Here is a 22,222-nt window from a genome sequence, read left to right as displayed (position 1 = left end):
CGATTCCCTGGCAGATCTTTCGCCTGGAAACCATGAAGGCGAATGTACCTTTCCGCCGAAAACTCGGCTGAAAGGCACATCCGCCTGTCAGGTTGTAACCGACGAAAGACTACAGAGCAGCCTTGTCGCGTGCCTTGCTACGTGAACGCTCGCGAGCGCGCTCGGTTGCGTTGAGGTGCACCTTGCGGACGCGAACGTCCTCCGGGGTGACCTCGACGCACTCGTCGCTGGAGCAGAACTCCATCGCTGCTTCGAGTTCGAGCTTGATCGGCTTTGCGAGGGTCTCCATCACGTCTGCGGACGACTGACGCATGTTGGTCAGCTTCTTCTCGCGAGTGACGTTGATGTCGAGGTCTTCCTGACGCGGGTTGATACCGACGACGTGTCCCTCGTAGGTGTCTGCGCCGGGCTCGACGAAGAAGGTTCCGCGGTCGGCCAACTGGATCATGGCGAACGGCGTCACCGTGCCGGAGCGGTCCGAGACGAGCGAGCCGGTGTGGCGCGCGCGGATCTCGCCGGCCCACGGGCCGTATCCGTCGAACACGGCGTTGGCGATACCGGTTCCGCGGGTTTCCGTGAGGAAGTCCGTGCGGAAGCCGATGAGGCCACGCGAAGGAACGATGAACTCCATGCGAACCCAGCCTGCGCCGTGGTTCGACATCTGGACCATCTTGCCCTTGCGGTTGGCCAGGAGCTGCGTGATGGCGCCGAGGTACTCCTCGGGGCTGTCGATGGTCAGCTCTTCGAAAGGCTCGTGAACCTTGCCGTCGACGAGCTGCGTGACAACCTGCGGCTTACCGACGGTGAGTTCGAAGCCCTCACGACGCATCTGTTCGACGAGGATGGCGAGCGCGAGCTCTCCACGACCCTGGACCTCCCACGCATCGGGGCGACCGATGTCGAGGACCTTGAGCGAGACGTTACCGACGAGCTCCTGGTCCAGGCGGGACTTGACCATGCGTGCAGTCAGCTTGTGACCCTTGACGCGACCGACGAGCGGTGACGTGTTGGTGCCGATCGTGACCGAGATTGCCGGCTGGTCGACGGTGATGCGGGGCAGTGCGACCGGGTTCTCCAGATCGGCGAGGGTGTCGCCGATCATGATGTCCGGGAATCCTGCGACGGCGCAGATGTCACCGGCGACGGCGACCTCACCGGGAACGCGCTCGACACCGATGGTCGTGAGGAGTTCGGTGATCTTGGTCTTCGTGACGACGGGCTCGCCGTCGACCTCGCGGCACCAGGACACGGTCTGGCCCTTGCGCAGCTCGCCGTTGTGGATGCGGACGAGTGCGAGGCGACCGAGGAATGCGGATGCGTCGAGGTTGGTGACGTGAGCCTGCAGCGGTGCGTCGACCGAGCCCTTCGGCGCGGGGACGTACTCCATCAGCACCTGGAAGAGTGCGGTGAGGTCCTCGGCGTCGGGAGCCTTGCCGTTCTCGGGCTGCACGGTCGATGCCTTGCCTTCGCGACCGGACGCGTAGAGGACGGGAAGTTCGAGTGCGAGCTCAGCGGCTTCGGCAGCCTCGTCGGACAGGTCCGATGCGAGGTCGAGGAGCAGGTCCTGAGCCTCGGTGACAACCTCTTCGATACGGGCGTCGGGGCGGTCCGTCTTGTTGACGACCAGGATGACGGGCAGCGAAGCGGCGAGTGCCTTGCGCAGCACGAAACGCGTCTGCGGCAGGGGTCCCTCGGAAGCATCGACGAGCAGGACGACGCCGTCGACCATGGACAGGCCGCGCTCGACCTCGCCACCGAAGTCGGCGTGGCCGGGGGTGTCGATGACGTTGATGACGGTGATGGAACCGTCTTCGTTGACCTTATGTACTGCGGTGTTCTTCGCGAGAATGGTGATGCCCTTCTCGCGTTCGAGGTCGCCGGAGTCCATAACGCGATCGACCAGCTCGGCGCGCTCCTCGAACGCGCCGGACTGACGAAGCATGGCGTCGACGAGGGTGGTCTTGCCGTGGTCGACGTGTGCGACGATGGCAACGTTACGGAAGCTGGTGATGGTCACGCGATGGCTCTCCTGGCTGAGTTGATTCGGCCACGCGAAAGTCAAGTCGCACGGCTCTTCTGGTGGCCGCTGCACGAGTGTGTGATCCGAATCAGGGCACGAATCGCCTGAGAAGGCACCGCGGCCTAGTAAATACTACTCGCTCCGGGCTGATACTCCTGCATTGTGCGGCCTCTATCACCGCCCCCACCAGCGAATAGTGATCTGCACCACGCCGATGCGCGTAGGATTACGACCTGGAGAAACAGGTCACTTAAGGGTACGCTAACCTCGTTCCAAGAGCGGGCTCTCCGCCGTAGTGAAACAGGAAAGCCGCAGCGTCACATGGGAAAAGTCAAGGCAAGCAAGGTCTCGCAGCTCAAGCCGAAGAAGAAGTGCTGCCGCAAGAAGACGCGGTGCATCAAGTGTCCCGTCGTCATCATGCGGATGAAGAAGCTCGAGAACGAGGGCGCATCCAAGAAGGAACTGAAAGCGGGTCTCAAGAAGGCTCGTGCGGCGTAAGCGCGCTCAATTCCGCGAGTAACTCGGGGATCCAGGCTCGATCGTTGTCCACCAGATCCATCGACAACAGTTCTTCGGCGTCGACCCATGTCAATTGAGCATGGTCGAGCGCGACCGGTTCTCCCGACACCAACTCCGCCCGGTAGGCCCGCAGGACCAACCCCGGCGACAGTGGCACGTCGACACCGATTCTGGCGCCGCATCTCACCTCGACCGCCAGTTCCTCGAGCAGCTCCCGCGCCAACGCGTTCTGTGGCGATTCGAATTCTTCGACCTTCCCGCCCGGCAGCTCCCAACGACCGGCCAAAGCCGGCGGACTCGTCCGCTGCGCGAGGAGCAGCCTTCCCTCGCGGAAGATCGCACCGGCGACAACTTCCCGATCCCTTGCAGGTGCATCACTCATCGCACCATGATGGAGTATGGCCACTTTGTTGTCCGACTCCGCGATCCAAAACGCTCTCGACGAACTGCCCGCCTGGCAACTGTCGCCAGGGTCGATCACTCGCACGGTCGACTCCGCGACATTCCCGGACGCCATCGCGCTTCTTCAACGCATCGCGGCAGTCGCCGAGGCCGCGGATCATCATCCCGACATCGACGTTCGCTGGCGAAAGGTCACGTACACGCTTTCGACACACTCGGCGGGCGGTCTCACGGAACTGGACTTCGACCTTGCCCGTCGAATTGACGTACTCGTCGACGATTCGGTCCGTTTCGACTGATCTTCGAGTGAACAAACCTCGCAATCTGACGTAACAGTTGCATCAACTTTCACATAGATCACTTCAGTCACAGGTATGGTCGCCGTAAATCACGATCGAGGCCGGTCATGCCATAGACTCCCCCCGGTGCGTAGCTGCTCAGCAACTGAACAGCTGTACAACCCGGGGGCTCTGTACATAGAGTGACCCCTCGAGCCGTCAAACGCGGAGCTCGCCTAGGCGCCCGCGCGGTATGACTAAGGATGGGGAAACAGTGCTTCGAACCCGAGGTATGCGAAAGGCGTTCACCGCCGTCGCTATTGCCGCAGTAGCAGGACTGGCATTGCCGGCACAGGCAATGGCCGATCCGGCAGCACCGCCCGCACCCGAAAGTGTGCCGATCGAGTTCCTCGCATCGTTTGCGCCCGCCATCATCGGCGCCGCCGCAGGTCCGGCCGATGTTGCAGGCGGACCGCAGCAAGCGTTGCTCGACCAGGCTCGCGCGATCCTGAACTCCCCCGGCATTCCGCCCGAGATCAAGGCCACCCTCGAGAAGGTCATCACCTTCCTCGACGGCAGCGGCGGCGGCGGACCGGCGATCCCGGACGAGAACGCCCCCGTCATCGCGCAGTTCCTCTACCCGACGCTTGGCAAGGGCTGCATCTCGGCCACCGCCGATTCGGTCGGAACCGCACTTGCCGTTCCCGGCCCGGCTCACCTGCCTCCTCCCGGTCCCGCTGCCGGTCAGGCCGGATTCGTCTTCACCGCTCTCGGTACGGCTCCCGCCGTCGACGACCAGCCGGTGCCGATGACCGTCACCTGGGTCAACATCGACAACCAGCGCAGCGCCACCCAGAACTTGACCAACGCCGCACGCATCAACCCGGACGGCCCAGCCACTCTGTCGGCTATCGCCGATACCGGCCCCGGACGCGTTCTCTCGGTGATCAGCGGTTCGCTGACCACCCAGCCGGAAGGCGCAGATCGCATCACCTGCAGCTTCCTTCCGACCGTGGGCATGTTCGCGGTAGCTTGATCGAAGTCTTGTGAAAGGGACCCACCGAATTTCGGTGGGTCCCTTTTGCATCTCCGATCACCGTGATAGACCCGATAGATGGGACATCTACGAGTGGACATCACGCACGGTCGTCCAGAGAAGAAATCCGGCCCAGACCAGTCGATACGGTCACACAAGTCGACGCGATCGATACTGTCCATCCGATCCGAGGGGTCCATTCTCTCGATCGGATCGGCGTACTCGATCCTGTCGATCGGTAGCGTCGGCTCTTTTCTTTCGATCGGAAGCATCGGGTCTACGGCGTCGGTCCTGAGTTCGGGCTCGTTCGCCAGTCTCGGGTCCGCGCTGTCCGGTCTCTCACGTTGGTCACTGCTCTCCTGGCGTGGAAATCATGCAGCCCCCGAAGAGCACCCGAAACTTGTTGTCATTGCGCCGGAATCGGATTCGAGCGATCCGGACCGCTCACTACGATCCGTCTCGCACTCTCAGACCTGATTCGGTCGCGGCCATTCGCGGCCTTCCAGCGCTTCGACCGAGGTATTGAATTGCCGCAGTAGGTCACCGAGCGCGAGACGCTGCTCCGGCGTCCACTCGCGGAGGACCTTTTCGACACCGGCTGTCGAATGTTCGCGATCAGCACGAAGTTTCGACAGCCCCTGCGCCGTCGGCCGGACCTTTCGCGCGAGCCCTCCGTCCGGATCCTCCACTCGCTCCACCAAGCCCTGACGCCTCAGCGCGCCGATCTGCCGGTTGATGGTGGAGATGTCGAGCGAGAAAGCGCAGGAGAGTTCCTTGAGGCTCATGGGATGTTGCAATTCCAGTCGACCGAGCAGTAGATACGCCGACCGGTCCAGATGAAGTTCGGCCCGTTGTGCGAGCGCGTGGTAACGCGAGAGCAGAGTCAACTCGTACTCGATATTCACCAGATCAGGGTCCCGGTCCATCCTCATATTGTGCAGACTACACACGATGTGTAGCGTGCACACTGGGGCGAACGCACCAATCAGAACACGCCATGGCGGGAGCCGCATGTCCGTTCACGCAGGGTCGTCCAATGTCGACGAGAAAATCCCCGACACGAACTACGCATCCTCGGGTCCAGTGCTCACCGTTCTAGGACTGTGCGGAATCGTCGTCGCCTTGATGCAGACGCTGGTAGTCCCCATCATTCCGCAATTGCCGCACCTGTTGAACTCCACTCCCGCCGACACCTCGTGGGCGGTCACCGCAACACTCCTCGCCGCCGCGGTGATCACGCCGATCAGCGGGCGCCTCGGCGACATGTTCGGCAAGAAACGAATGCTGCTGGTCAGTCTCGCGATGGTCGTTCTGGGCTCGGCCATCTGCGCGATCGCACCTTCACTGATCGTGCTCGTTGTCGGCCGTGCACTTCAAGGAGCATCGGTCGGGGCAATTCCATTGGGCATAGCCATCATTCGTGACGTTCTTCCACCGAAGAAAGTGGCCGGCGCGATGGCGGTCATGAGCGCCACCCTCGGCGTCGGCGGTGCGATCGGACTGCCGATCGCCGCGGTGATCGCCCAGAATGCCAACTGGCACTTCCTCTTCGTCACATCGGCAGCGTTCGGGCTGATCTGCATCGCACTGGTTGCGTTCGTCATTCCCGAATCGACCGTACGACGCCCGGGACGTTTCGACTTCGTCGGTGCGCTCGGCCTCACCGTTGGTCTGATCACCCTGTTACTCCCCATCACCAAGGGCGGAACCTGGGGATGGGGCGACGCGAAAACCCTGGGGCTCCTTGCGGTTTCCGCGCTCAGCTTCCTGGTGTGGGGATGGTGGGAACTTCGACGCAACGCACCGCTGGTGGACCTCCGCGTATCGGCCCGGCCGCAAGTTCTCTTCACCAACTTCGCGTCGATCGCCGTCGGTTTTGCCATGTACGGCAATTCCCTGACGCTCCCCCAACTGCTCATGGCACCGACGTCCACCGGTTACGGACTCGGACTGTCCATGGTTGCAGCGGGGCTCGCACTGGCCCCCGGCGGACTCGTCATGATGGCGCTCTCGCCCGTCTCCGCTCGAATTTCGGCTTGGCGCGGCCCGCGAATCACGTTGATGCTCGGCGCCCTCGTCATCGGATTGGGTTACGCCTTCGCATATTTCACGGTGTCGAGCGTCTGGCAGGTCGCCGTGGCCGGAATGTTCATCGGAGCGGGCGTCGGGCTCTCGTACTCGGCCATGCCGGCCTTGATCATGGGCGCAGTCCCCATCACGGAATCTGCAGCCGCGAACGGACTGAACTCACTGATGCGATCGATCGGCACGTCGACGTCTGCCGCGATCGTGAGCGTCGTCCTGGCCGGAATGACCATCACCGTCGGCACCGCAGTGATCCCCTCGTTCGAGGCGTTTCGTGCCACGTTCCTGATCTCCATCGCCGCCGCCGTCGTGACGATGGTGTTCGCCGGGTTGATTCCCAAACAGAAAGTCTCGTAAGGGAATCAACCCGGCGGAGGACTCACTTCTCCGAAGAGCCTTCGATGCTGCCCGTCTGCAACTTCGACAGAAGTGTGTAGATGAAATTGATGATGATATCCACGTGGTGCCCTCTCACATAACGGGTCCCCGACCCGCCAACGACGGTACCGCAGAACTCTTCTCCATCGAATCGCCGACAATCAATTCTGCAACGTGTTCTAATTTGAGGCGACGACTACCCGAGGAGCCTTTCATGACCTGGACACGCACCGAACTCGAAGACGCCTTCGCGGGTTACCAGAACACCGTTGTCGAGTGCACTCGTTCCGGCGATTGGAACGCCTTCGCGGACATGTTCACCGAGGACGTCGTCTACGTGGAACACGCTTTCGGCACCCTCAATGGCCGAGAGGCCGTACGCAAGTGGGTCACTCGCACGATGACGGAGTTCCCGGGGCACCGCATGACCGAATTCCCGGCCAACTGGTTCGTGATCGACGAGCAGCGCGGATGGATCGTGTGCGAGATCGACAACCCGATGGAGGATCCGGGTGACGGATCCAAGCACGGAGCCGCCAACATCACGATCCTGCACTACGCCGGCAACGGACTGTGGTCTCGCGAAGAAGACGCCTACAACCCGATGAACTTCCTGTCGATGGCAAAAGCATGGTGCCTCGCCGCGGAAGCGGCGGGCACCCTCCCCGACGACGCCAAGGCCTGGCTCGCCAAATTCGGCGCTATGGTGCGATAGATCCTGTCGGCAACGAGGATCCGACCGGCTGGGCCGGACCGACCGCACCGGCCAACGACCACTGCCCGTAGTCCCGAGTGAGGATCGAGTTCAGATCCACGCCGACGCCGTCGACCTTGCGCTTGTCGATCTCGAACTGATGCAGGTTTGCCCGCGGGTGCACATACCCTGCGGGCGAGCCCCAGTTGTGCTGCCAGAACCAGGTTCCGACGCCGGCACTGATCATTGCGTCGATCACGCGAGTGTTTCCGTAGACGCCGAGCGCTCCGTTGCCGACAACCGAGGCCCACCCCTCGAGGTACGGCGCGATCAGCGTAGTGATTTCAGTACTGGTCGGGTTGTCGTCGATCGACGCGTAGATCGGGCGACCGGACGGCCCACCAGCCGCCGCATGTAGTTCGAGGCCACGGGCAGCATGACGCTTGCCCGCTTCGCGGGCCCCGCGCCAGTCCGCCGTTCCGCCCTTGCCGAATTGATAGCAAGAAACGACTTGAAGTCCGGCCGCGGTCAACGCGTCGGTTTCCCGCGCCAGTACGGGCTTGCCGACCATCCAATCGGCGCCCGGGCGCCTGTCCGAGACGTATCGAATGGCGCCCGCATACCCGGCGGCCTTGATTGCCTGAGCGGACGGCACACCGGCGGCGTAATCGAGCAGGGTCCCGAGCGAACCGGCATTGGCCACCGACGTCGTACCGCTCAATGCAGCGAGTCCGGCAGCCGCCGATCCAGCCGCTGCGTACTTGAAGAGGTTTCTTCGCGAGACGTGCACAAAGCTCCGATCATCGGCGTATCCCGCTCGAAGTGGCGGGCAGGCAAGCTATCTTCTTTCGCTCGCATTCCACCACAGTCACATCAACCCCGCCATGCACTTGGTCAACAATGCTCACATTGTCACCAAATTGGACGCCTGACAGACAACAGTGGCCCCCGAAGGCATCGCCTTCGGGGGCCACTGTTGTCGGCCTAGCGGCCGGAAGCTATCAGCTGAGCGAGGTGAAGAAGCTCAGAGCGCTGAAGAGATCAGACGCGTTGCTGAAGAAGTCGTTGAGGAAGGTGAAGGCATCCGAGAATTCTGCGCTGCTCATGCGATGTGCTCCTGTCGAAGATACGGTCCAGAGGATTGCCGCCACGTGAGTGGCTGCTGGCGATAAGAGTAGAGGCCTTCCGTTACTTCCGCGACACCAAATGTGTCCGGGACGTTACATTTCGACCCCTTCGGGGCGCGGACATACACACAGGTAACACCCACCGGCAGTGATCAAACTGTCACCTAAGGACGATTTATTGACGTATTCCGAACATCGTTCCCGATAGCAGCTACCGCACAGCATCAAACCTGTAGGGCGACCACAAGATTGGCAAGCCTTACTTAACAGGATGGGTGTTGCTCCCGATAGAGGGCGTACCAGCAGATTGGCCAAATCCCCCGCGGCAATGTAGCCACGCGAGCTTAGTGCGGGCGCAAACATTCAGCCACAGTTCGAGTTAGCGAGATCTTTACGCCGAAAACGACCGGCCCGACGGCCCGCGGGACCGTACCTATCGGTCATCATGGTGACGCTATTCACACTGATTTGAGGAACTCCCGGCACCGATAACAACCGGCTCTCGACACCGATTGGACGTTCGAGGGCACAGTGGAGTTCATGAACCTCACAAAGAAGAAGTCCTGGAGTGAGCTGTCACCCGCGCAACGCCGCGTCGTCGCCGTGCTCGCAACGATTCAGTCCCTGTTGGCGATCGCCGCGTGGACAGACCTGGCGCGACGCCCTGCCAATACGGTCAACGGAAGCAAGAAGAAGTGGGCGGCGATCATCTTCGTCAACTTCTTCGGGCCACTCACCTACTTCCGCCGAGGCCGGATTCAGTCGAAGTAGTCCCAGAACTGCAGCCACTTCACCGACGCGAAGAGCGTCAGAGTCACTGCGTACACCGCAATTACCGCCGCGACGCCGCGCCAGTTGGTGCGGGGAACGGCGCCGTCGACCGGGTCCAGCCAATGACGGAACCATCTCGTGACCGTCGGCATCAGGAACCACGTCATGGCGCCGACGCTGACTATCTGGCTCAACCACATCGACAGCCACGGCGGCGCTCCGATCCCGTCGAGCAACGGCCCGAGAAACCTCGACAGCGTCATCACCGTCGGATAGAGGACGAGCAGGATGATCATCGCCGTCTTCCAATTCGGCGTCGCGCGAGTCTGCCCGTTCTCCGTACGCAGAATGGTGCCGAACGGTGTCGACCGCGTGGTCTCGGTGAAGTCCTCGGCCAACTCGGCCCGCAGTTTCGGTAGTGCTGCGGCCCTCTCGGGCGACGCCATCCACACCGCCAACTGCTGCTCTGTCCGAAACCGAAGGACGGACTTCCACTCGGTGGAGTCGGTGACCGACCGCAACAACATCACCGACTCGTAGCCGGAGAATCGCGAACTGAGATCGATGAGGTGTCGTTGCGTTCGCAGAAACTCGTTCTCCTTACCCACGACGACGGCGTGGTCGTACACACCGATACCGGGCGGCGGCAGCACGCCGTCGATCAGAACGAGATCACTCGTCTGCGCCATAATTCCCGTTGCAGCAGCTGATCTTTCGAGATCGCGGCGATCAGTCGACTCCAGCCAACGATGAAGATCGTCGGCACTGTCGAAAGTGACGGACACGCCGTGCGACACCGGTTCCGGTTGATCACTGATGCCACAGCTCAGGTAGCCGTCGAATCGACCGGCGGTCTCGGCCGCACGCTCGACCCACGCCCGGAATCCCGAACTCGTTCGGTGGTACCCGGTGATGGCAGTTGCGGACACGTCAGCCCGATATCCGGCGCCCTTGCACGTACACGTGCGCAATCGCGGGCTCGCGCATCGCCATCAGGAGCCCGAAGAGCGTCTGGTCGCGGGCGAGTATCGGATCATCCGAACGCGTTCCGTAGCTGACGAGCCCGGCGAGCGGCGGCCACCCGGACGGATCGATCACCAGGAAGTCGGCCTCTTTGCCCTCGTCGAAGTTGCCGATCCGGTTCTCCATGTCCAGCGCGCGAGCACCGGCGAGTGTTCCGGTGAACAGCAGTTCGGCAGGGTGCATCGACACTCCGTCGTCGCCGGCTTCGGAGATGTGAACCTTGAAGGCGTCGCCGAGGACTCGGGTGAGCAGGCACTCGTCGCCGCCACCGAAGTCCGATCCGATCGCGATGTTGACCCCTGACGCAACGGTTCGTTTCCACGGCATGGTGCCGGAGCCGAGAAACTGCTGGGACGTAGGGCAATGTGCGATCGAGGTTCCGGTCTCGGCCATTCGTGCGAGTTCGGAGTCCTGGCAGTGCACCGAGTGCGCGAGTATCGCGCGTGGACCCAGGAAGCTCTTTCCGCCGACCTGTGAGCCGGGGAGGAACTTGCCGTCGTACGTGTCGAGATAGGTCTCGACCTCGTACTCGGCGAGTGTGGTTGCCACCTCGCCGGTTCCGGGCCGATTGTTCTCGTTGAGATGACTGTGGAAGTAGACGCCCCGGTCACGGACGGAGTCGTACAACTCCCCCAAATCCTTCAGCGTCCGTGTTGTCACCGCGAGAGAGAAGCGGGGAACCACTGCGACGTGAACGAGCGCAGTGTTCACGTCGCCGGTGTCGGCCGCGTGCCACTTGTCGATCTCCTCGCGGGTGAGTCTGATCGCGTCCTCTTCCGAGGTGATCAGCGCGGCGGCGGAGGCCGGGCCGGTGGTCTGAACCCCACGTCCGCTGACCACCCGAAGGCCGCGTTTCAGAGTTTCCGAGAACAGGGCGTCCTGCGCGTGCGGGAAGGCCGATCCGAACACCATCGCGGCCGTGGTTCCCGTGGCGATTCGGCGAGCGCAGAAGGCCTCGGCAGCGTGCTGGGCAAACTCCGGATCAGCGAATCGCGATTCGGAGGGAAAGACGCACAGGTCGAGCCACTCGAGGAGTTGGCCGCCGCCGTATGCGTCGCCGGCGTAGGTCTGCGGGAAATGAATGTGTGCATCGACGAATCCGGGCAGCAGGAAACCCGGTCGGTGGTCGTGGGTTTCAGCGCCTTCGAGACCGCTCGGGAGTGATCCGAATTCTCCGCAGTAGACGATCGTTCCGGCATCGTCGATCGCCAAGACGCCGTCGGGGATCGAGACGAGCGACTGCGCCGCATCCTCTACCGTCGGACGACCGGAGATGTGGAAGACATGGCCTCGATGAAGGTGCGTCACTTACTGAGCAAAGCACAAAACTACCCGGCGTCGCGCGGCGAATGCTGTCCTTTTTGTCAGATATTGGGATCAAGCAAGAGTTGCATGCCAAACAAGAGCCGCAGCCAGCGCACCGGCACCGTTCAACGACCAATGCAGAGCAATCGGCGCAATGAGGCTGCCGCTGCGATGACGAAGCCAGGTGAATACGAGACCGGCCGCAGCGGTGGCGAGAACGGCTCCGAGGATGCCGGCGACCTGGCCGACGACTCCGGTACCGAGAAAGCCGGACAGCCCTTCGTTACCGCTGGTCAAACCCATCGACGACGCGATGTGCCACAGTCCGAACATCAGAGAACCGGCAGCGGCGACGCCGCGGAATCCACTGACCCGGTTCAACGTGCCGTGCAGGACGCCACGGAAAGCCAACTCTTCGGGAATGACGGTCTGCAGCGGGATCACGATCATCGACGCGATGATCGCGCCGGAAATAGTGGCGTAGCGATCCGCCATGAAGAAAGGACGTGTGAGCGGAAGCAGGGCGCCGACGGCGACAACGGTCAGCACCAGGCCGACGGCAGCAAGCGCGTACTTCGAACCTCGCCGCAGGTCACGAGGGGACAGCCCCAATTCCGCCCACCCCATTCCCCGGCGCTTGGTGAGCGCCAACAGGACGAGAGCAGAGATGGGTACCGTCGCGATGCTTGCCCAGGCGGTGGTGAAATGCGCGATCAGATTGGTTCCCACCAGCACCACGATCACAACAGCGATATCCACGTATGCATGCATCCGCGGAAAACGAGGAGCGGTCGCTTCGATCTCCACTGGGCCGCCGCTCGTTAGCTGAAAGTTCACTTTTTCCAGTGTACTGACGCACGAGAACTGCCCGCCACTGTTTGCGAACACGCTCACAGTGACGGGCAGGTCCCGAAACAGCTCTGATCAGGCGACGAGCGTGCTCGCAAACTTCGGAACGGCGTTGTCGATTGCGTAGGTCAACCCCGGTACCGAGCCACTCGAGAACGCATTGACGAGTGCCGGGTCATCGAGGATCAACAGATGTCCCTCCTGGGCCGACGGGATTGCGCGCAGTAGCGGATCGTTCGCAAACGCACTGCTGTCGAGGAAGATCGGGAACAGCACGGTCAGGTCGGCGTCGAACAGATTCAGGTTCTCGTTGGCAACCGGGATGTAGAAGTTTCCGGTGGCTTTTTCGGTGATCGCCGTCGGGATCGTGAAGCCGAGACGGGTCATGAAGTCTGCGCGTGCGTCGCCGGGTACGTACGCGCCGTAACCGTCGGTACTGTAGGCGCCGACGGCCGCTGTCTTACCCGCAAAACTCGGATTGGCGGCAATTGCAGCGTCGAACTTGGCGTCGAGGCCGGACAGTAGCGCCTTTCCTTCTGCTTCCTTGCCGAGAGCCTTCGCGACGAGTTCGGTCTGCTGCTCGACCGTCGTCCCGTACGCAGTGGACAGACCCGGCGGCGGCCCGACCGTCGGCGCGATGGCGCTGAGCTTGTCGTAGGTGGCCTGCGTGTTGTCGCTTCTCGTCCACAAAATCAGGTCCGGGTCGAGAGCAATGACGTCCTCGATGCTCAGGTCCATGGTTCCGAGGATCTTCGGGTCCGTGGTGAACTCGTCCGCAATCCAGGGTCCGACGCCCTTGCCACCGAACGCCATCCAGTCCGCGACGCCCACTGGTTGAGTGCCCAGAGCGAGTGCCGTCTCGGCGTCCGACCAACCGAGCGCGACGACGCGCTCCGGGTTGGCCGGGACCTCGACGTCACCGAACATGGTCGAGACGGTTGCTCCCGCCTCCGCGGGTGCGTCAGCGCTGTCGCTGCTGCAGCCGGCAAGTCCGGCGACGGCGAGCGAGGCCGCCAAGGCGGTGACTGCAATCTTCATTCGAGAGACTTTGATTCGCATGGTTACCAGCACTCCTCCAACGCTGAGCGAGAATTAGGGAAGGCTAGCATCAGCTAACGAAGGCTGTCGCCCATCGGCCAGATCGTGTTCAGGACGCGTCTGCGGCCCGTTCGAGCTCCGCGATGTCGATCTTCTTCATCTTCATCATCGCGTCCGTGGCGCGTTGCGCCTTGGCCCGATCCGGATCCTTCATCAGTTCGAGAAGGCGATTCGGGACTACCTGCCAGGACAATCCGAACTTGTCCTTGGCCCATCCGCACGGGCCCTCTTCCCCATCCTCGGTCAGCCTGGACCAGTAGTGATCGACCTCAGCCTGATCGACGCACGGAATCTCGAAAGACACTGCTTCCGAGAACGTGAACATCGGCCCGCCGTTCAAACCGGTGAATCGCTGACCGCCGAGTTCGAAGCTGACGGTCATCACCGAGCCTGCCGGCATTCCGGAGGGCGATCCCTCGACGTACCTTTCGATTCCGAGTATCTGCCCGGAACCGAACACCGAGATGTAGAAGTTGGCTGCTTCTTCTGCTTGGTTGTCGAACCACAAACAGGGAGTGATGGAAGGCATGTTCTGTCCTTGTCGGAGAGGTTACGAAACAGGTGTACAGGGTTATAGACCCGACCCGAAACGAAAACTCATCGCCAGGAACTGCTCAAGTGGACAACGCAGATTCGAGCATCGGCCAGGAACGAACGAGTTCGTCGCGCCAGTACGGCCAACCGTGCGTCCCCACCGGTTGAGCGCTGCGGGTGACATCGACTCCGCGATCACGCAACACCTGAGTGATCTGGTCGGTGCACAGGTTCGATCCCAGTTCCATGACCCCGCCGACGACCAATACCCGGCCCAGGGCAGGAGTATCGAGAGTTTCGTGCGGACCTGGTAGTCCCGATCCCGAGGCGAGATACACCTTGGTGCCGCGCAGCTTGTCGGCATTGGCGAAAATGTCGTGCTCTTGCCAAGCCTCACTGCCGGCCGGACCCCACATCTGCTCCGAACGGGCATTTCCGTTGATCACCACAAGATCGGTCAACGCCTTGCCGAATCCTCCGACGGTTGTGTAGCAGCCGCTGTAGCCCGCGACCACGTCGTACAACCCGGCCGAGCGTTGGGCCAGGATCAGCGCGGCTTCTGCACCCATCGAGATCCCGCCGATTGCGTTGTGCCCGTTGGTGGCGAACCTCGTGTCGATCAGTGGGGGAAGCTCTTTCGTCAGGAATGTCTCCCACTTCAGACGACCGAATTTCGGGTGGTCTTCCTGCCAATCGGTGTACATGGTGCCGGTTCCACCGATGGGGAGTACGACGTTCACATTCTTGTCGGCAAAGAACGGGACGATATCGCCGTTAGCCGGGGCCAACCAGTTGTTCTCTTCGATCTGCCCGGAATTGCCGTCCAGGAGATACAGCGTCCCGCGCGGTTCCGAGCGGTCGGCAGGAAGCAGCACTTTCACCGCCATGGTGCGCCCCATGGCGGGACTCGCGACGTCGAGAAGCACCAAGCGCGAAGACAGTTCGGTGACACTCGTTATCTGCGGAGTCTCGTCGGCGAGCGCGGTCGAAGGCGGCGCCAGTACTGAAATCAAGGCGAGCGCGCCTACGAGAACGACGCTTCGAAGACTTGCTCGTTGGGGCCTCACACGCCGAGCGACGCGGCGATCATCGGCCACGAGTCGTGTAAGTCGTCTTCCCAGTATCCCCATGAATGCGTTCCTGCCGGCTTGAAGTTGTAGCGAATGTTGTTCATACCCAATGCGTTCGTCCTGTCCGCAAGCTGGGTGGTGCAGTAGTGAGTTGCCGCCTCGATTCCGCCACCGAGAACAAGCTGCAACGCCAAATCTGTGACGTCGTTGTCGATCCGCGGATCGGCAAGTGTGTCGTACGGACCCGGAATTCCGGTTGCGGTTGTGATGTACATCGGGATTCGAGGTAGCTTGTCCGCGTTGACAACCGGATCGTGAGCCGGCCAACCCGGACCATCGTACGGACCCCACATGTTTTCCGCGTCACCCCCACCGACGGCGACCACGAGTTTCACGAAGTCCTGCCCGATGCCCGGACTCGTCATCGCGCACCCGCTGAAGGACCCGACACTGTTGTACAGCGCGGGCGCCGCCATAGCCAGATCCAGTACCGACGTGCCTGCCATCGACAGGCCTGCCAGTGCGTTCTCGCCGGTCGTCCCGAACGTCGAATCAATGACTGGCGGTAGTTCTTCCGTCAGGAACGTGGTCCACATGTTGACCCCGTTGTTGTTGCCGGATTTCGCGAGGCCGGGGTCCGGCCGCTCCCAATCGGTGTAATAGCTGAATGCTCCACTGAGAGGGGTGACCACGTTGACATGCTTGTCCGCGAAGAACTTCGGTGCGTCGGTCCGCACCGACCACGTCGCGTCGTCTTTTCCTCCGTCTACTCCGTTGAGTAGGTAGAGCGTCGGAGCAGGCGTCGAAGTATCAGCCGGCCGCAAGACCTGCAACGGAATGTCGCGCCCCATCGACGGTGAGTACACCGAGATGTCGACCAGCCTGCTGTCCGCCGACTGAGCGTGACCTGGTGCTGTGAGGAGCTGGAACCCACACACTGCCGTGGCCAACGCCACGAAGACACGGAAAACCGTTCGTAACGCACGAGTCTCGATCATCCGGGTCACTCTCTTCGGCAGCGGAACCTTTCGAACGGTACCGCCTGAAACAGGCAAACCCGACGTGATCGGAAATACTCGATCCGGTCGACACGGAAAGGCTCACGCACCGAGTGCGTGAGCCTTTCTCGTCAGACGACGCTTACTTGGGCGTAACCGTGCCGCCGCTGAGCGTGGTCAGTGCGTCGACGAGACGCTGACCGAGGTTGTTGACGCTTCCGATGGCTTCACCGAGAGATCCCATGAGTTTCCTCCTGCAGTTTGTCGAAATTGAAGTAACTACACCCGGAGCGGGCGTGGCAATGTCGCGCTGAATTAGGGGGTGGGGTCCTTGGAGATGGTCTCTACCGATCCCATGAAGGTCTTGAGCAGACCGTCAGCGCTGAACAGTGATCCCAGGCCCTGAACAACAGCGCCGAGAATTCCTTCCATTGAACCCATGTGAATCTCCTTGAGAGGTCAGAGGTCAGCTGCCAAAAGCACCCGACAGTGCTGTGACAGCTGCGTCACATCTGTAATGTATCCGTGACGTGGGTAACAGTAATCATACGAACGACCAGTTGGCAAAGGATTCCGACAATGGGGTCATTATTTCGACTAATAAGGTCTGCTACTGAAAAAATTCCGGCCAATCGGTCGAATTTGACCAATTCTGTCGCCGCATTGATCAACCGCCCCAAATCCTGCGGTTACCCACCAGTAAACTGAAATCATGTCTAGCGCAACCTCACTCACGCAGGTAGCTAATTTCCGGTGGCACCGCCATCAACTCGACCGAGCGGTTATCGGTGACGCCGATCACAGCGATTGCAGCATTCTCGATCTCGGGATTCAGAACACCGGACCTGACGGAGCCGCCTGGGCCCTGCGGATCCGCGGCGTCCGCGTCGACGCCACTGAGCTCGCTCTTGCCTGGACGTTGCGCGGAGCCCCCCACTATTACCGTCGGGGCGACCTGCCTGCCGTCGCCGCCGCCACGTCGCCGTTCAGCGAAGCCGATGCAGCCAAGCGCATTTACGACGCGAATCGGCCCCTGAAGGCCGCCGGCATCCCGACGCTGACTGCCCTGCAAACAGTTGCTGCTGCGATGCGGGACATCGTCTCGAAACCAACCGTCAAGGGCGAGATGTCCGCGCAGTTGACCAACCGAGTGACCGAGCCCTATCTGAGATTCTGCCGCCCGTGCAACGCCACTCATCTGTACGAGATGCCGTTCCGGCTCGCGGCACTCCAGGCAGGCCTCGAGCTACAGCCGGACACATCTCCCCCAGTGCTCGAACGCATTCCGGGTTGGCGCCGACGCCCATTCAGCGCCACGGGCGCAGACGCAGATTCCCGCTTCGACGTGATCCGGGGTTATCTGCGGTTCTACGGCCCCGCGACTCCTGCTCACGTCGCGTCGTTTCTCGATGCTCCGGTCAGGGACGTCAAAGCCCACTGGCCAATCGATGCCGAGGAGATCGAGGTGAACGGCGAGAAGCGGTGGATTCTCGAACAGGACCGCGAAGACTTGTTCGGCTCCCCCACCGATTCGAGTACGCGCTTGCTCGGGCCTTTCGATCCGTATGTACAGCTCAAGGATCGGGAGACCCTGGTTCCCGATCCGACCGCCCAAAAGACGGTGTGGCCGACCCTCGGGCGACCGGGCACGGTGGTGGTCGGTGGCACGATCACCGGATTGTGGCGACCACGAGCATCCGGAAAGAAGCTGAAGGTCGCGATCACCCCGTGGGGAACGTGGTCACGATCGGCCCGCGCAGCAGTGGCCGAGCAGGCCGAAATACTTGCCGAATTTCGCGGCGTCGAGCTCTCCGAACTGGTCGAAGTATCTTGATCGAGCCAGTGGCATCCGGATAATTCCAGCTCACACCCGCCCCGATTCGGAGAAGGAAACCCCCAACGATAACCTGAATGCGACCTTCGCACGCACCCTTGTTCAGGAGAGATGATGGCCGACTTCCTCTATGAGGACCTGTTGCCGATCGGTGATGACACCACCGAGTACCGATTGCTCACCACCGAAGGGGTGTCGACAGTCGAGGGACCGGACGGCCGCACCTTCCTGCAGGTCGAGCCGGAAGCGATGCGCTTGCTGACTGAAACGGCGCTGCACGACATCTCTCATTACCTGCGCACGGATCACCTGACGCAACTCGCGAGCATCCTCGACGATCCCGAAGCGTCGAACAACGACAAGTTCGTCGCGCTCGATCTGCTCAAGAACGCCAATATCGCCGCTGCCGGCGTTCTGCCGATGTGCCAGGACACCGGAACCGCCATCGTCATGGGCAAGCGTGGACAGCATGTGCTCACCCCCGGCGACGACGAGAAGTCCATTGCCCGCGGTGTCTACGACGCCTACACGCGTCTGAACCTGCGCTACTCGCAGAACGCCCCCATCACGATGTGGGACGAGAAGAACACTGGCAACAACTTGCCCGCGCAGATCGAGCTGTACGCCGATACTGCTGCCGGACATGAGAACTCGTACAAGTTCCTCTTCATGGCCAAGGGCGGCGGAAGCGCCAACAAGTCCTACCTGTACCAGGAAACCAAAGCGATCCTGAACCCCGACTCGATGATGCAGTTCCTCGAGGCGAAGATCCGCTCACTCGGCACCGCGGCCTGCCCGCCGTACCACCTCGCGATCGTCGTCGGCGGTACCTCGGCCGAGTTCGCGATGAAGACGGCCAAGTACGCGTCCGCGCACTACCTCGACGAATTGCCCACCGAAGGCGCCATCACGGGCCGCGGCTTCCGCGATCACGAACTCGAGAAGAAGGTCTTCGAGCTCACGCAGAAGATCGGCATCGGCGCACAGTTCGGCGGTAAGTACTTCTGCCACGACGTCCGCGTCGTTCGACTCCCCCGCCACGGCGCTTCGTTGCCCGTCGCCATTGCGGTGTCCTGCTCGGCAGATCGACAGGCGAAGGCCAAGATCACCCCGGAGGGCGTGTTCCTGGAACAGCTCGAATTCAACCCGGGCCGTTTCCTGCCCGAGGTCACGGACGCTCAGCTCGACGAAGAGACGGATGGCATTTCGGGTACCGGCAAGGGCGCTGCGGTCAAGATCGATCTGACCAAGCCGATGTCGGAGATCCTCGCCGAGCTCTCCAAGCACCCGGTGAAGACTCGTCTCTCCTTGACCGGTCCGCTCGTCGTGGCACGCGACATCGCGCACGCCAAGATCAAGGAACGCCTCGACGCAGGCGAAGAGATGCCGCAGTACCTCAAGGATCACCCGGTGTACTACGCCGGCCCCGCCAAGACGCCCGACGGTATGGCATCCGGTTCGTTCGGCCCGACCACGGCCGGCCGTATGGACTCGTACGTCGAGCAGTTCCAGGCCGCCGGTGGCTCGATGATCATGCTGGCCAAGGGAAACCGCTCCAAGCAGGTCACCGACGCCTGCAACTCGCACGGCGGTTTCTACCTCGGGTCGATCGGTGGACCGGCCGCTCGCCTGGCGCTCGACTGCATCAAGAAGGTCGACATCCTCGAGTACGCCGAACTGGGAATGGAAGCCGTCTGGAAGATCGACGTCGAGGACTTCCCCGCCTTCATCGTCGTCGACGACAAGGGCAACGACTTCTTTGCGCACACCGGTGAAGTGACCCTGACGATCGGCAAGCGCCCGGGTCTGTAGACACGTCAACAGCAAAGAGCCCCGGCGAGTTTCGATCGCCGGGGCTCTTTTGTGTCTTTGTCAGGTCCAGAGCGCGGCCACGAATACGGTCACGATCGACAACCCGCCGACGACGTGTACCAGATTCGGATTGGGCTGGCCCTTCTTCTGCTTCGCCCGGGTGATCTCGGCAAGCGCCACGATGACCAGCGAAAGCACCAGCTTCACAGCGATCTTCGCGTGAATGTAGTTCTTGTCCAGGGCGCCTTCGCCCAACCCGACGATGATCAGGCCGGACACGAACTGCATCCTGGCACCCCACACCATGACCTCGGTGATCGAAGGAGCCTTGAGGACGGTGAAGTAGCTACCGACCAGGGCAGCCATGCCGAGTAGGTGAATCACTACAAAGACGTTGTATAGAACAGACATACAAGCACTTTAACTTGTACCTTGTTCTGGCCGAACGGAACTGCGACTTCTCTCAGAGAATTCCGGCTTCGGATGCGGCGGAACGATATTTCGCTGCCAAGGTGTCCACCGTCTCGTGTGCGTTGAGACCACTGGGATTGGGCACGATCCACAGTTTTGCCCCCTCGAAATCACGGTCCTGACGCCCGGCCTTCGCCTTCTTGTCACCGAAAGCTGTTCGATAGGCGGTGATCCCGGCGAAGGCAACGACTCTTGGATTGGTTGCGCGCACGATGTTTCGGACCCGAACTCCGCCAGTTGCGAGTTCCTCCGACGTCAATTCATCGGCGCGCGCAGTTGCCCGCACCGCCAAATTGGTGATGCCCACTCCCCGATCGATCAGATGCTGTGTGTCAGCGTCCGACATACCCGCGGAAGGATCGATCGCATGCTCGATTATGCCTGCCCGCAGCAGTGCCGGATAGAACCGATTACCCGGTCTGGCGAAATGCGCGCCGGTCGCCGCCGTCCACAGTCCCGGATTGATACCGACGAACAACAGCCGGCAATCCGGCCCGATCAGATCCTCGATCTCGGCGTCTCGGAACGATTCCAGTTCGGCGCGCGTGAATCCCATGCAGCCAGTACATCAGGCCGTCACGACAGCGCTTCGCGCACCTCGTCGATCGCGTCGTGCATCATCTGCTCGTACACATCGATGTCCGGAATCGAGGCCGGACTGCTGGTGATGCTGATCGTCACAGTGTCCCCGATCCCGTGTACGCCGTGGGTCAACGACATGACCGGCGACAAACTCGGGAAGCCCGCTGTGAACCGAACGACGCCGCCTCCGAGCACCAGATCCGCGTCACCGCGCGCGACACTCGACACCACGGTGTTTCCAGTGACCTCGTCGGGTACTGCCGTGAAATCGTATTGCTGCACGCCCCAACGGACCAGCGGGCCGGGAACCGCGTTCAGCGCGAGATCCGACGCTGCGCTGGATGGATGGGACGCACGTGCGCGACGCTCGTCCATCGACTCCCTGATCAATTGGGCTCGCTCACGAAGATCATCGACTTCCGGGAACAGCCCGACACCTGCATTGCGGAAGTGATTGCGCGCCGTGGGTGTACCTGCCTTGGCGATGGTCACCTCAGCTCCCAATTCGGGCGGTACCGAGCCGTCTCGCTCGGTGAGGTAGTTCGCCATCGCTACCGAGATGGCTGTCATCGCTCCGACTGTGACGGATACGCCGTCGCCACGGAAATCGGCGCTGTCCCGCACGACCATGCGCACCAGTCGGTGCGGTCCGGGAGGGATGTTCGAGCGCACCTTCGGACGGCTCGCCGCCTGCGCCGCAACAACTCCCGATTCGGTGTCCGCCTGCAGCTGTAACTGCGCGCGGTGCCCCGCCCGGCCGTCGCGGAACAGCGAAACAAGTTGTCCCGGAAGGCGCAGGGCGGCGCGGCCCAGAATCTCGGCTGATCCGCTACGCCGCTCGTCCGTCTTCTGCTTCGCGGGCGGTTGCGGCGAGAACAGCTGGCGAGCAATCGCCGACGCGCGTTTGCCGTCCGCCAGAGAATGAGCGACCTGCAGAACTGCGATCAGCGCCGGGTCACTGCAGCGCGGCACGCCGGTGACGCCGTGAAACAGGTGCAGCGTCCACGGGGACTCGCGCGGGTCGACGTGGTTCTCGAGTAGTTTCTCGATTCCGTGAATGCACGAGAGCCACGAGTTTTCGGGCAGCTCATGCACTCTCACCAAGGAGGCGTCGACCGGCATGGGCTCCCACACCGGATAGTCGAGGTGCCACGGTGATTCACGAATCCGAACATTGAGATCCGGAATGAGCGACGCTCTTTCGACCACCGAGCGTCGTAGCTCGTCCATGTGCTGGCTCTGCCCGTCGAAACAGTAGAGCAGCAGCTGATCGTTCGGGATCTTCTCCGAAATCCAGAAGGTTTGGGCATCGGTGGGCGTCATCCGTAACACCGGG

At 61.9% G+C, this 22,222-nt stretch carries 24 protein-coding genes; 9 read left to right on the top strand and 15 right to left on the bottom strand.

Annotated elements, in window-relative coordinates; all coding sequences use genetic code 11:
* Window positions 1-109 precede the first annotated feature (109 nt).
* Window positions 110-2,017 carry a translational GTPase TypA gene (gene typA, locus ATN37_RS17685; RefSeq protein ID WP_007726276.1) on the bottom strand — a complete coding sequence of 636 codons (1,908 nt, stop codon included), beginning with the start codon at window positions 2,015-2,017 and terminating at the stop codon, window positions 110-112.
* A 324-nt stretch (window positions 2,018-2,341) separates the two neighbouring features.
* Here typA and ATN37_RS17680 point away from each other — a divergent pair, with 324 nt between their 5' ends.
* Complete coding sequence (locus ATN37_RS17680; RefSeq protein WP_003945207.1) at window positions 2,342-2,518, top strand: hypothetical protein; 177 nt, start codon at window positions 2,342-2,344, stop codon at window positions 2,516-2,518.
* On the opposite strand, the gene ATN37_RS17675 is transcribed toward ATN37_RS17680, so the two are convergent.
* Entirely contained in the window at window positions 2,496-2,921 is a 426-nt protein-coding gene (locus ATN37_RS17675; RefSeq protein WP_007726279.1) for a (deoxy)nucleoside triphosphate pyrophosphohydrolase, read from the bottom strand. The two genes, ATN37_RS17680 and ATN37_RS17675, sit on opposite strands and share 23 nt — an antisense overlap.
* 16 nt (window positions 2,922-2,937) lie before the next feature.
* Between ATN37_RS17675 and ATN37_RS17670 the strand changes: the two genes are divergently transcribed.
* The 3 genes from ATN37_RS17670 to ATN37_RS17660 all read left to right on the top strand — a co-directional run bounded on the left by ATN37_RS17670 (window position 2,938) and on the right by ATN37_RS17660 (window position 4,732).
* On the top strand, window positions 2,938-3,240 hold the full coding sequence (locus tag ATN37_RS17670; protein WP_003945236.1) for a 4a-hydroxytetrahydrobiopterin dehydratase: 303 nt from the start codon (window positions 2,938-2,940) through the stop codon (window positions 3,238-3,240).
* Window positions 3,241-3,511: 271 nt separating this feature from the next.
* Entirely contained in the window at window positions 3,512-4,255 is a 744-nt protein-coding gene (locus ATN37_RS17665) for a hypothetical protein (RefSeq protein ID WP_003945233.1), read from the top strand.
* Window positions 4,256-4,333: 78 nt separating this feature from the next.
* Entirely contained in the window at window positions 4,334-4,732 is a 399-nt protein-coding gene (locus tag ATN37_RS17660; protein ID WP_042448789.1) for a hypothetical protein, read from the top strand.
* On the opposite strand, the gene ATN37_RS17655 is transcribed toward ATN37_RS17660, so the two are convergent.
* Window positions 4,723-5,181: a MarR family winged helix-turn-helix transcriptional regulator gene (locus ATN37_RS17655; RefSeq protein WP_003945257.1), complete on the bottom strand. Its 459-nt coding sequence runs from the start codon at window positions 5,179-5,181 to the stop codon at window positions 4,723-4,725. The genes ATN37_RS17660 and ATN37_RS17655 overlap by 10 nt on opposite strands.
* 85 nt (window positions 5,182-5,266) lie before the next feature.
* On the opposite strand from ATN37_RS17655, the gene ATN37_RS17650 reads away from it, so the two are divergent.
* Complete coding sequence (locus tag ATN37_RS17650) at window positions 5,267-6,697, top strand: MFS transporter (RefSeq protein ID WP_054188751.1); 1,431 nt, start codon at window positions 5,267-5,269, stop codon at window positions 6,695-6,697.
* A 235-nt stretch (window positions 6,698-6,932) separates the two neighbouring features.
* Window positions 6,933-7,433: a nuclear transport factor 2 family protein gene (locus tag ATN37_RS17645; RefSeq protein ID WP_042920826.1), complete on the top strand. Its 501-nt coding sequence runs from the start codon at window positions 6,933-6,935 to the stop codon at window positions 7,431-7,433.
* Here ATN37_RS17645 and ATN37_RS17640 read toward each other — a convergent pair.
* Window positions 7,420-8,202: a DUF1906 domain-containing protein gene (locus tag ATN37_RS17640; protein WP_042920828.1), complete on the bottom strand. Its 783-nt coding sequence runs from the start codon at window positions 8,200-8,202 to the stop codon at window positions 7,420-7,422. The genes ATN37_RS17645 and ATN37_RS17640 overlap by 14 nt on opposite strands.
* 877 nt (window positions 8,203-9,079) lie before the next feature.
* Between ATN37_RS17640 and ATN37_RS17635 the strand changes: the two genes are divergently transcribed.
* On the top strand, window positions 9,080-9,310 hold the full coding sequence (locus ATN37_RS17635; RefSeq protein WP_007726301.1) for a PLD nuclease N-terminal domain-containing protein: 231 nt from the start codon (window positions 9,080-9,082) through the stop codon (window positions 9,308-9,310).
* Here the strand turns inward: ATN37_RS17635 and ATN37_RS17630 are convergent.
* The 8 genes from ATN37_RS17630 to ATN37_RS32590 all read right to left on the bottom strand — a co-directional run bounded on the left by ATN37_RS17630 (window position 9,298) and on the right by ATN37_RS32590 (window position 16,628).
* Window positions 9,298-10,239: an antibiotic biosynthesis monooxygenase gene (locus ATN37_RS17630; protein WP_042920831.1), complete on the bottom strand. Its 942-nt coding sequence runs from the start codon at window positions 10,237-10,239 to the stop codon at window positions 9,298-9,300. The genes ATN37_RS17635 and ATN37_RS17630 overlap by 13 nt on opposite strands.
* A 1-nt stretch (window position 10,240) precedes the next feature.
* Window positions 10,241-11,641 carry an amidohydrolase family protein gene (locus ATN37_RS17625; protein ID WP_209920276.1) on the bottom strand — a complete coding sequence of 467 codons (1,401 nt, stop codon included), beginning with the start codon at window positions 11,639-11,641 and terminating at the stop codon, window positions 10,241-10,243.
* Window positions 11,642-11,710: 69 nt separating this feature from the next.
* Window positions 11,711-12,409 (bottom strand): CPBP family intramembrane glutamic endopeptidase, encoded by a 699-nt coding sequence (locus ATN37_RS17620; protein WP_020908494.1) that lies wholly within the window; start codon window positions 12,407-12,409, stop codon window positions 11,711-11,713.
* 153 nt (window positions 12,410-12,562) lie between these two features.
* The gene (locus tag ATN37_RS17615; RefSeq protein ID WP_231915195.1) at window positions 12,563-13,525 is read right to left on the bottom strand and encodes an iron-siderophore ABC transporter substrate-binding protein; all 963 of its coding nucleotides are present in this window, start codon (window positions 13,523-13,525) and stop codon (window positions 12,563-12,565) included.
* A 109-nt stretch (window positions 13,526-13,634) separates the two neighbouring features.
* Entirely contained in the window at window positions 13,635-14,114 is a 480-nt protein-coding gene (locus ATN37_RS17610) for a VOC family protein (protein ID WP_050656019.1), read from the bottom strand.
* Between the two features lie 85 nt (window positions 14,115-14,199).
* Window positions 14,200-15,132 (bottom strand): alpha/beta hydrolase family protein, encoded by a 933-nt coding sequence (locus tag ATN37_RS17605; RefSeq protein WP_256933365.1) that lies wholly within the window; start codon window positions 15,130-15,132, stop codon window positions 14,200-14,202.
* Between the two features lie 50 nt (window positions 15,133-15,182).
* A complete protein-coding gene (locus ATN37_RS17600) occupies window positions 15,183-16,187 on the bottom strand; it encodes an alpha/beta hydrolase family protein (protein ID WP_058037413.1) in 1,005 nt (334 codons plus the stop codon).
* A gap of 315 nt (window positions 16,188-16,502) precedes the next feature.
* A complete protein-coding gene (locus ATN37_RS32590; protein WP_019744544.1) occupies window positions 16,503-16,628 on the bottom strand; it encodes a hypothetical protein in 126 nt (41 codons plus the stop codon).
* Window positions 16,629-16,899: 271 nt separating this feature from the next.
* On the opposite strand from ATN37_RS32590, the gene ATN37_RS17595 reads away from it, so the two are divergent.
* On the top strand, window positions 16,900-18,021 hold the full coding sequence (locus ATN37_RS17595) for a winged helix DNA-binding domain-containing protein (RefSeq protein ID WP_058037412.1): 1,122 nt from the start codon (window positions 16,900-16,902) through the stop codon (window positions 18,019-18,021).
* Window positions 18,022-18,135: 114 nt separating this feature from the next.
* The gene (locus ATN37_RS17590; RefSeq protein ID WP_007726313.1) at window positions 18,136-19,833 is read left to right on the top strand and encodes a fumarate hydratase; all 1,698 of its coding nucleotides are present in this window, start codon (window positions 18,136-18,138) and stop codon (window positions 19,831-19,833) included.
* 60 nt (window positions 19,834-19,893) lie between these two features.
* Here ATN37_RS17590 and ATN37_RS17585 read toward each other — a convergent pair whose 3' ends face one another.
* From ATN37_RS17585 to ATN37_RS17575, 3 genes are read right to left on the bottom strand one after another with little or no spacing between them, the layout of a single operon-like run.
* Entirely contained in the window at window positions 19,894-20,244 is a 351-nt protein-coding gene (locus ATN37_RS17585) for a hypothetical protein (protein ID WP_003945214.1), read from the bottom strand.
* Between the two features lie 52 nt (window positions 20,245-20,296).
* On the bottom strand, window positions 20,297-20,860 hold the full coding sequence (locus ATN37_RS17580; protein ID WP_058037411.1) for a mismatch-specific DNA-glycosylase: 564 nt from the start codon (window positions 20,858-20,860) through the stop codon (window positions 20,297-20,299).
* A gap of 20 nt (window positions 20,861-20,880) precedes the next feature.
* Window positions 20,881-22,209, bottom strand: coding sequence for a WS/DGAT domain-containing protein (locus tag ATN37_RS17575; protein WP_218695461.1), 1,329 nt, complete (start codon window positions 22,207-22,209; stop codon window positions 20,881-20,883).
* Window positions 22,210-22,222 lie beyond the last annotated feature (13 nt).

Source organism: Rhodococcus sp. MH15 (assembly GCF_019266045.1).
Taxonomy (GTDB): domain Bacteria; phylum Actinomycetota; class Actinomycetes; order Mycobacteriales; family Mycobacteriaceae; genus Rhodococcus_F; species Rhodococcus_F qingshengii.
Note: the sequence above shows the minus strand (reverse complement) of the source record. Positions and strands in the feature narration are given on the sequence as shown.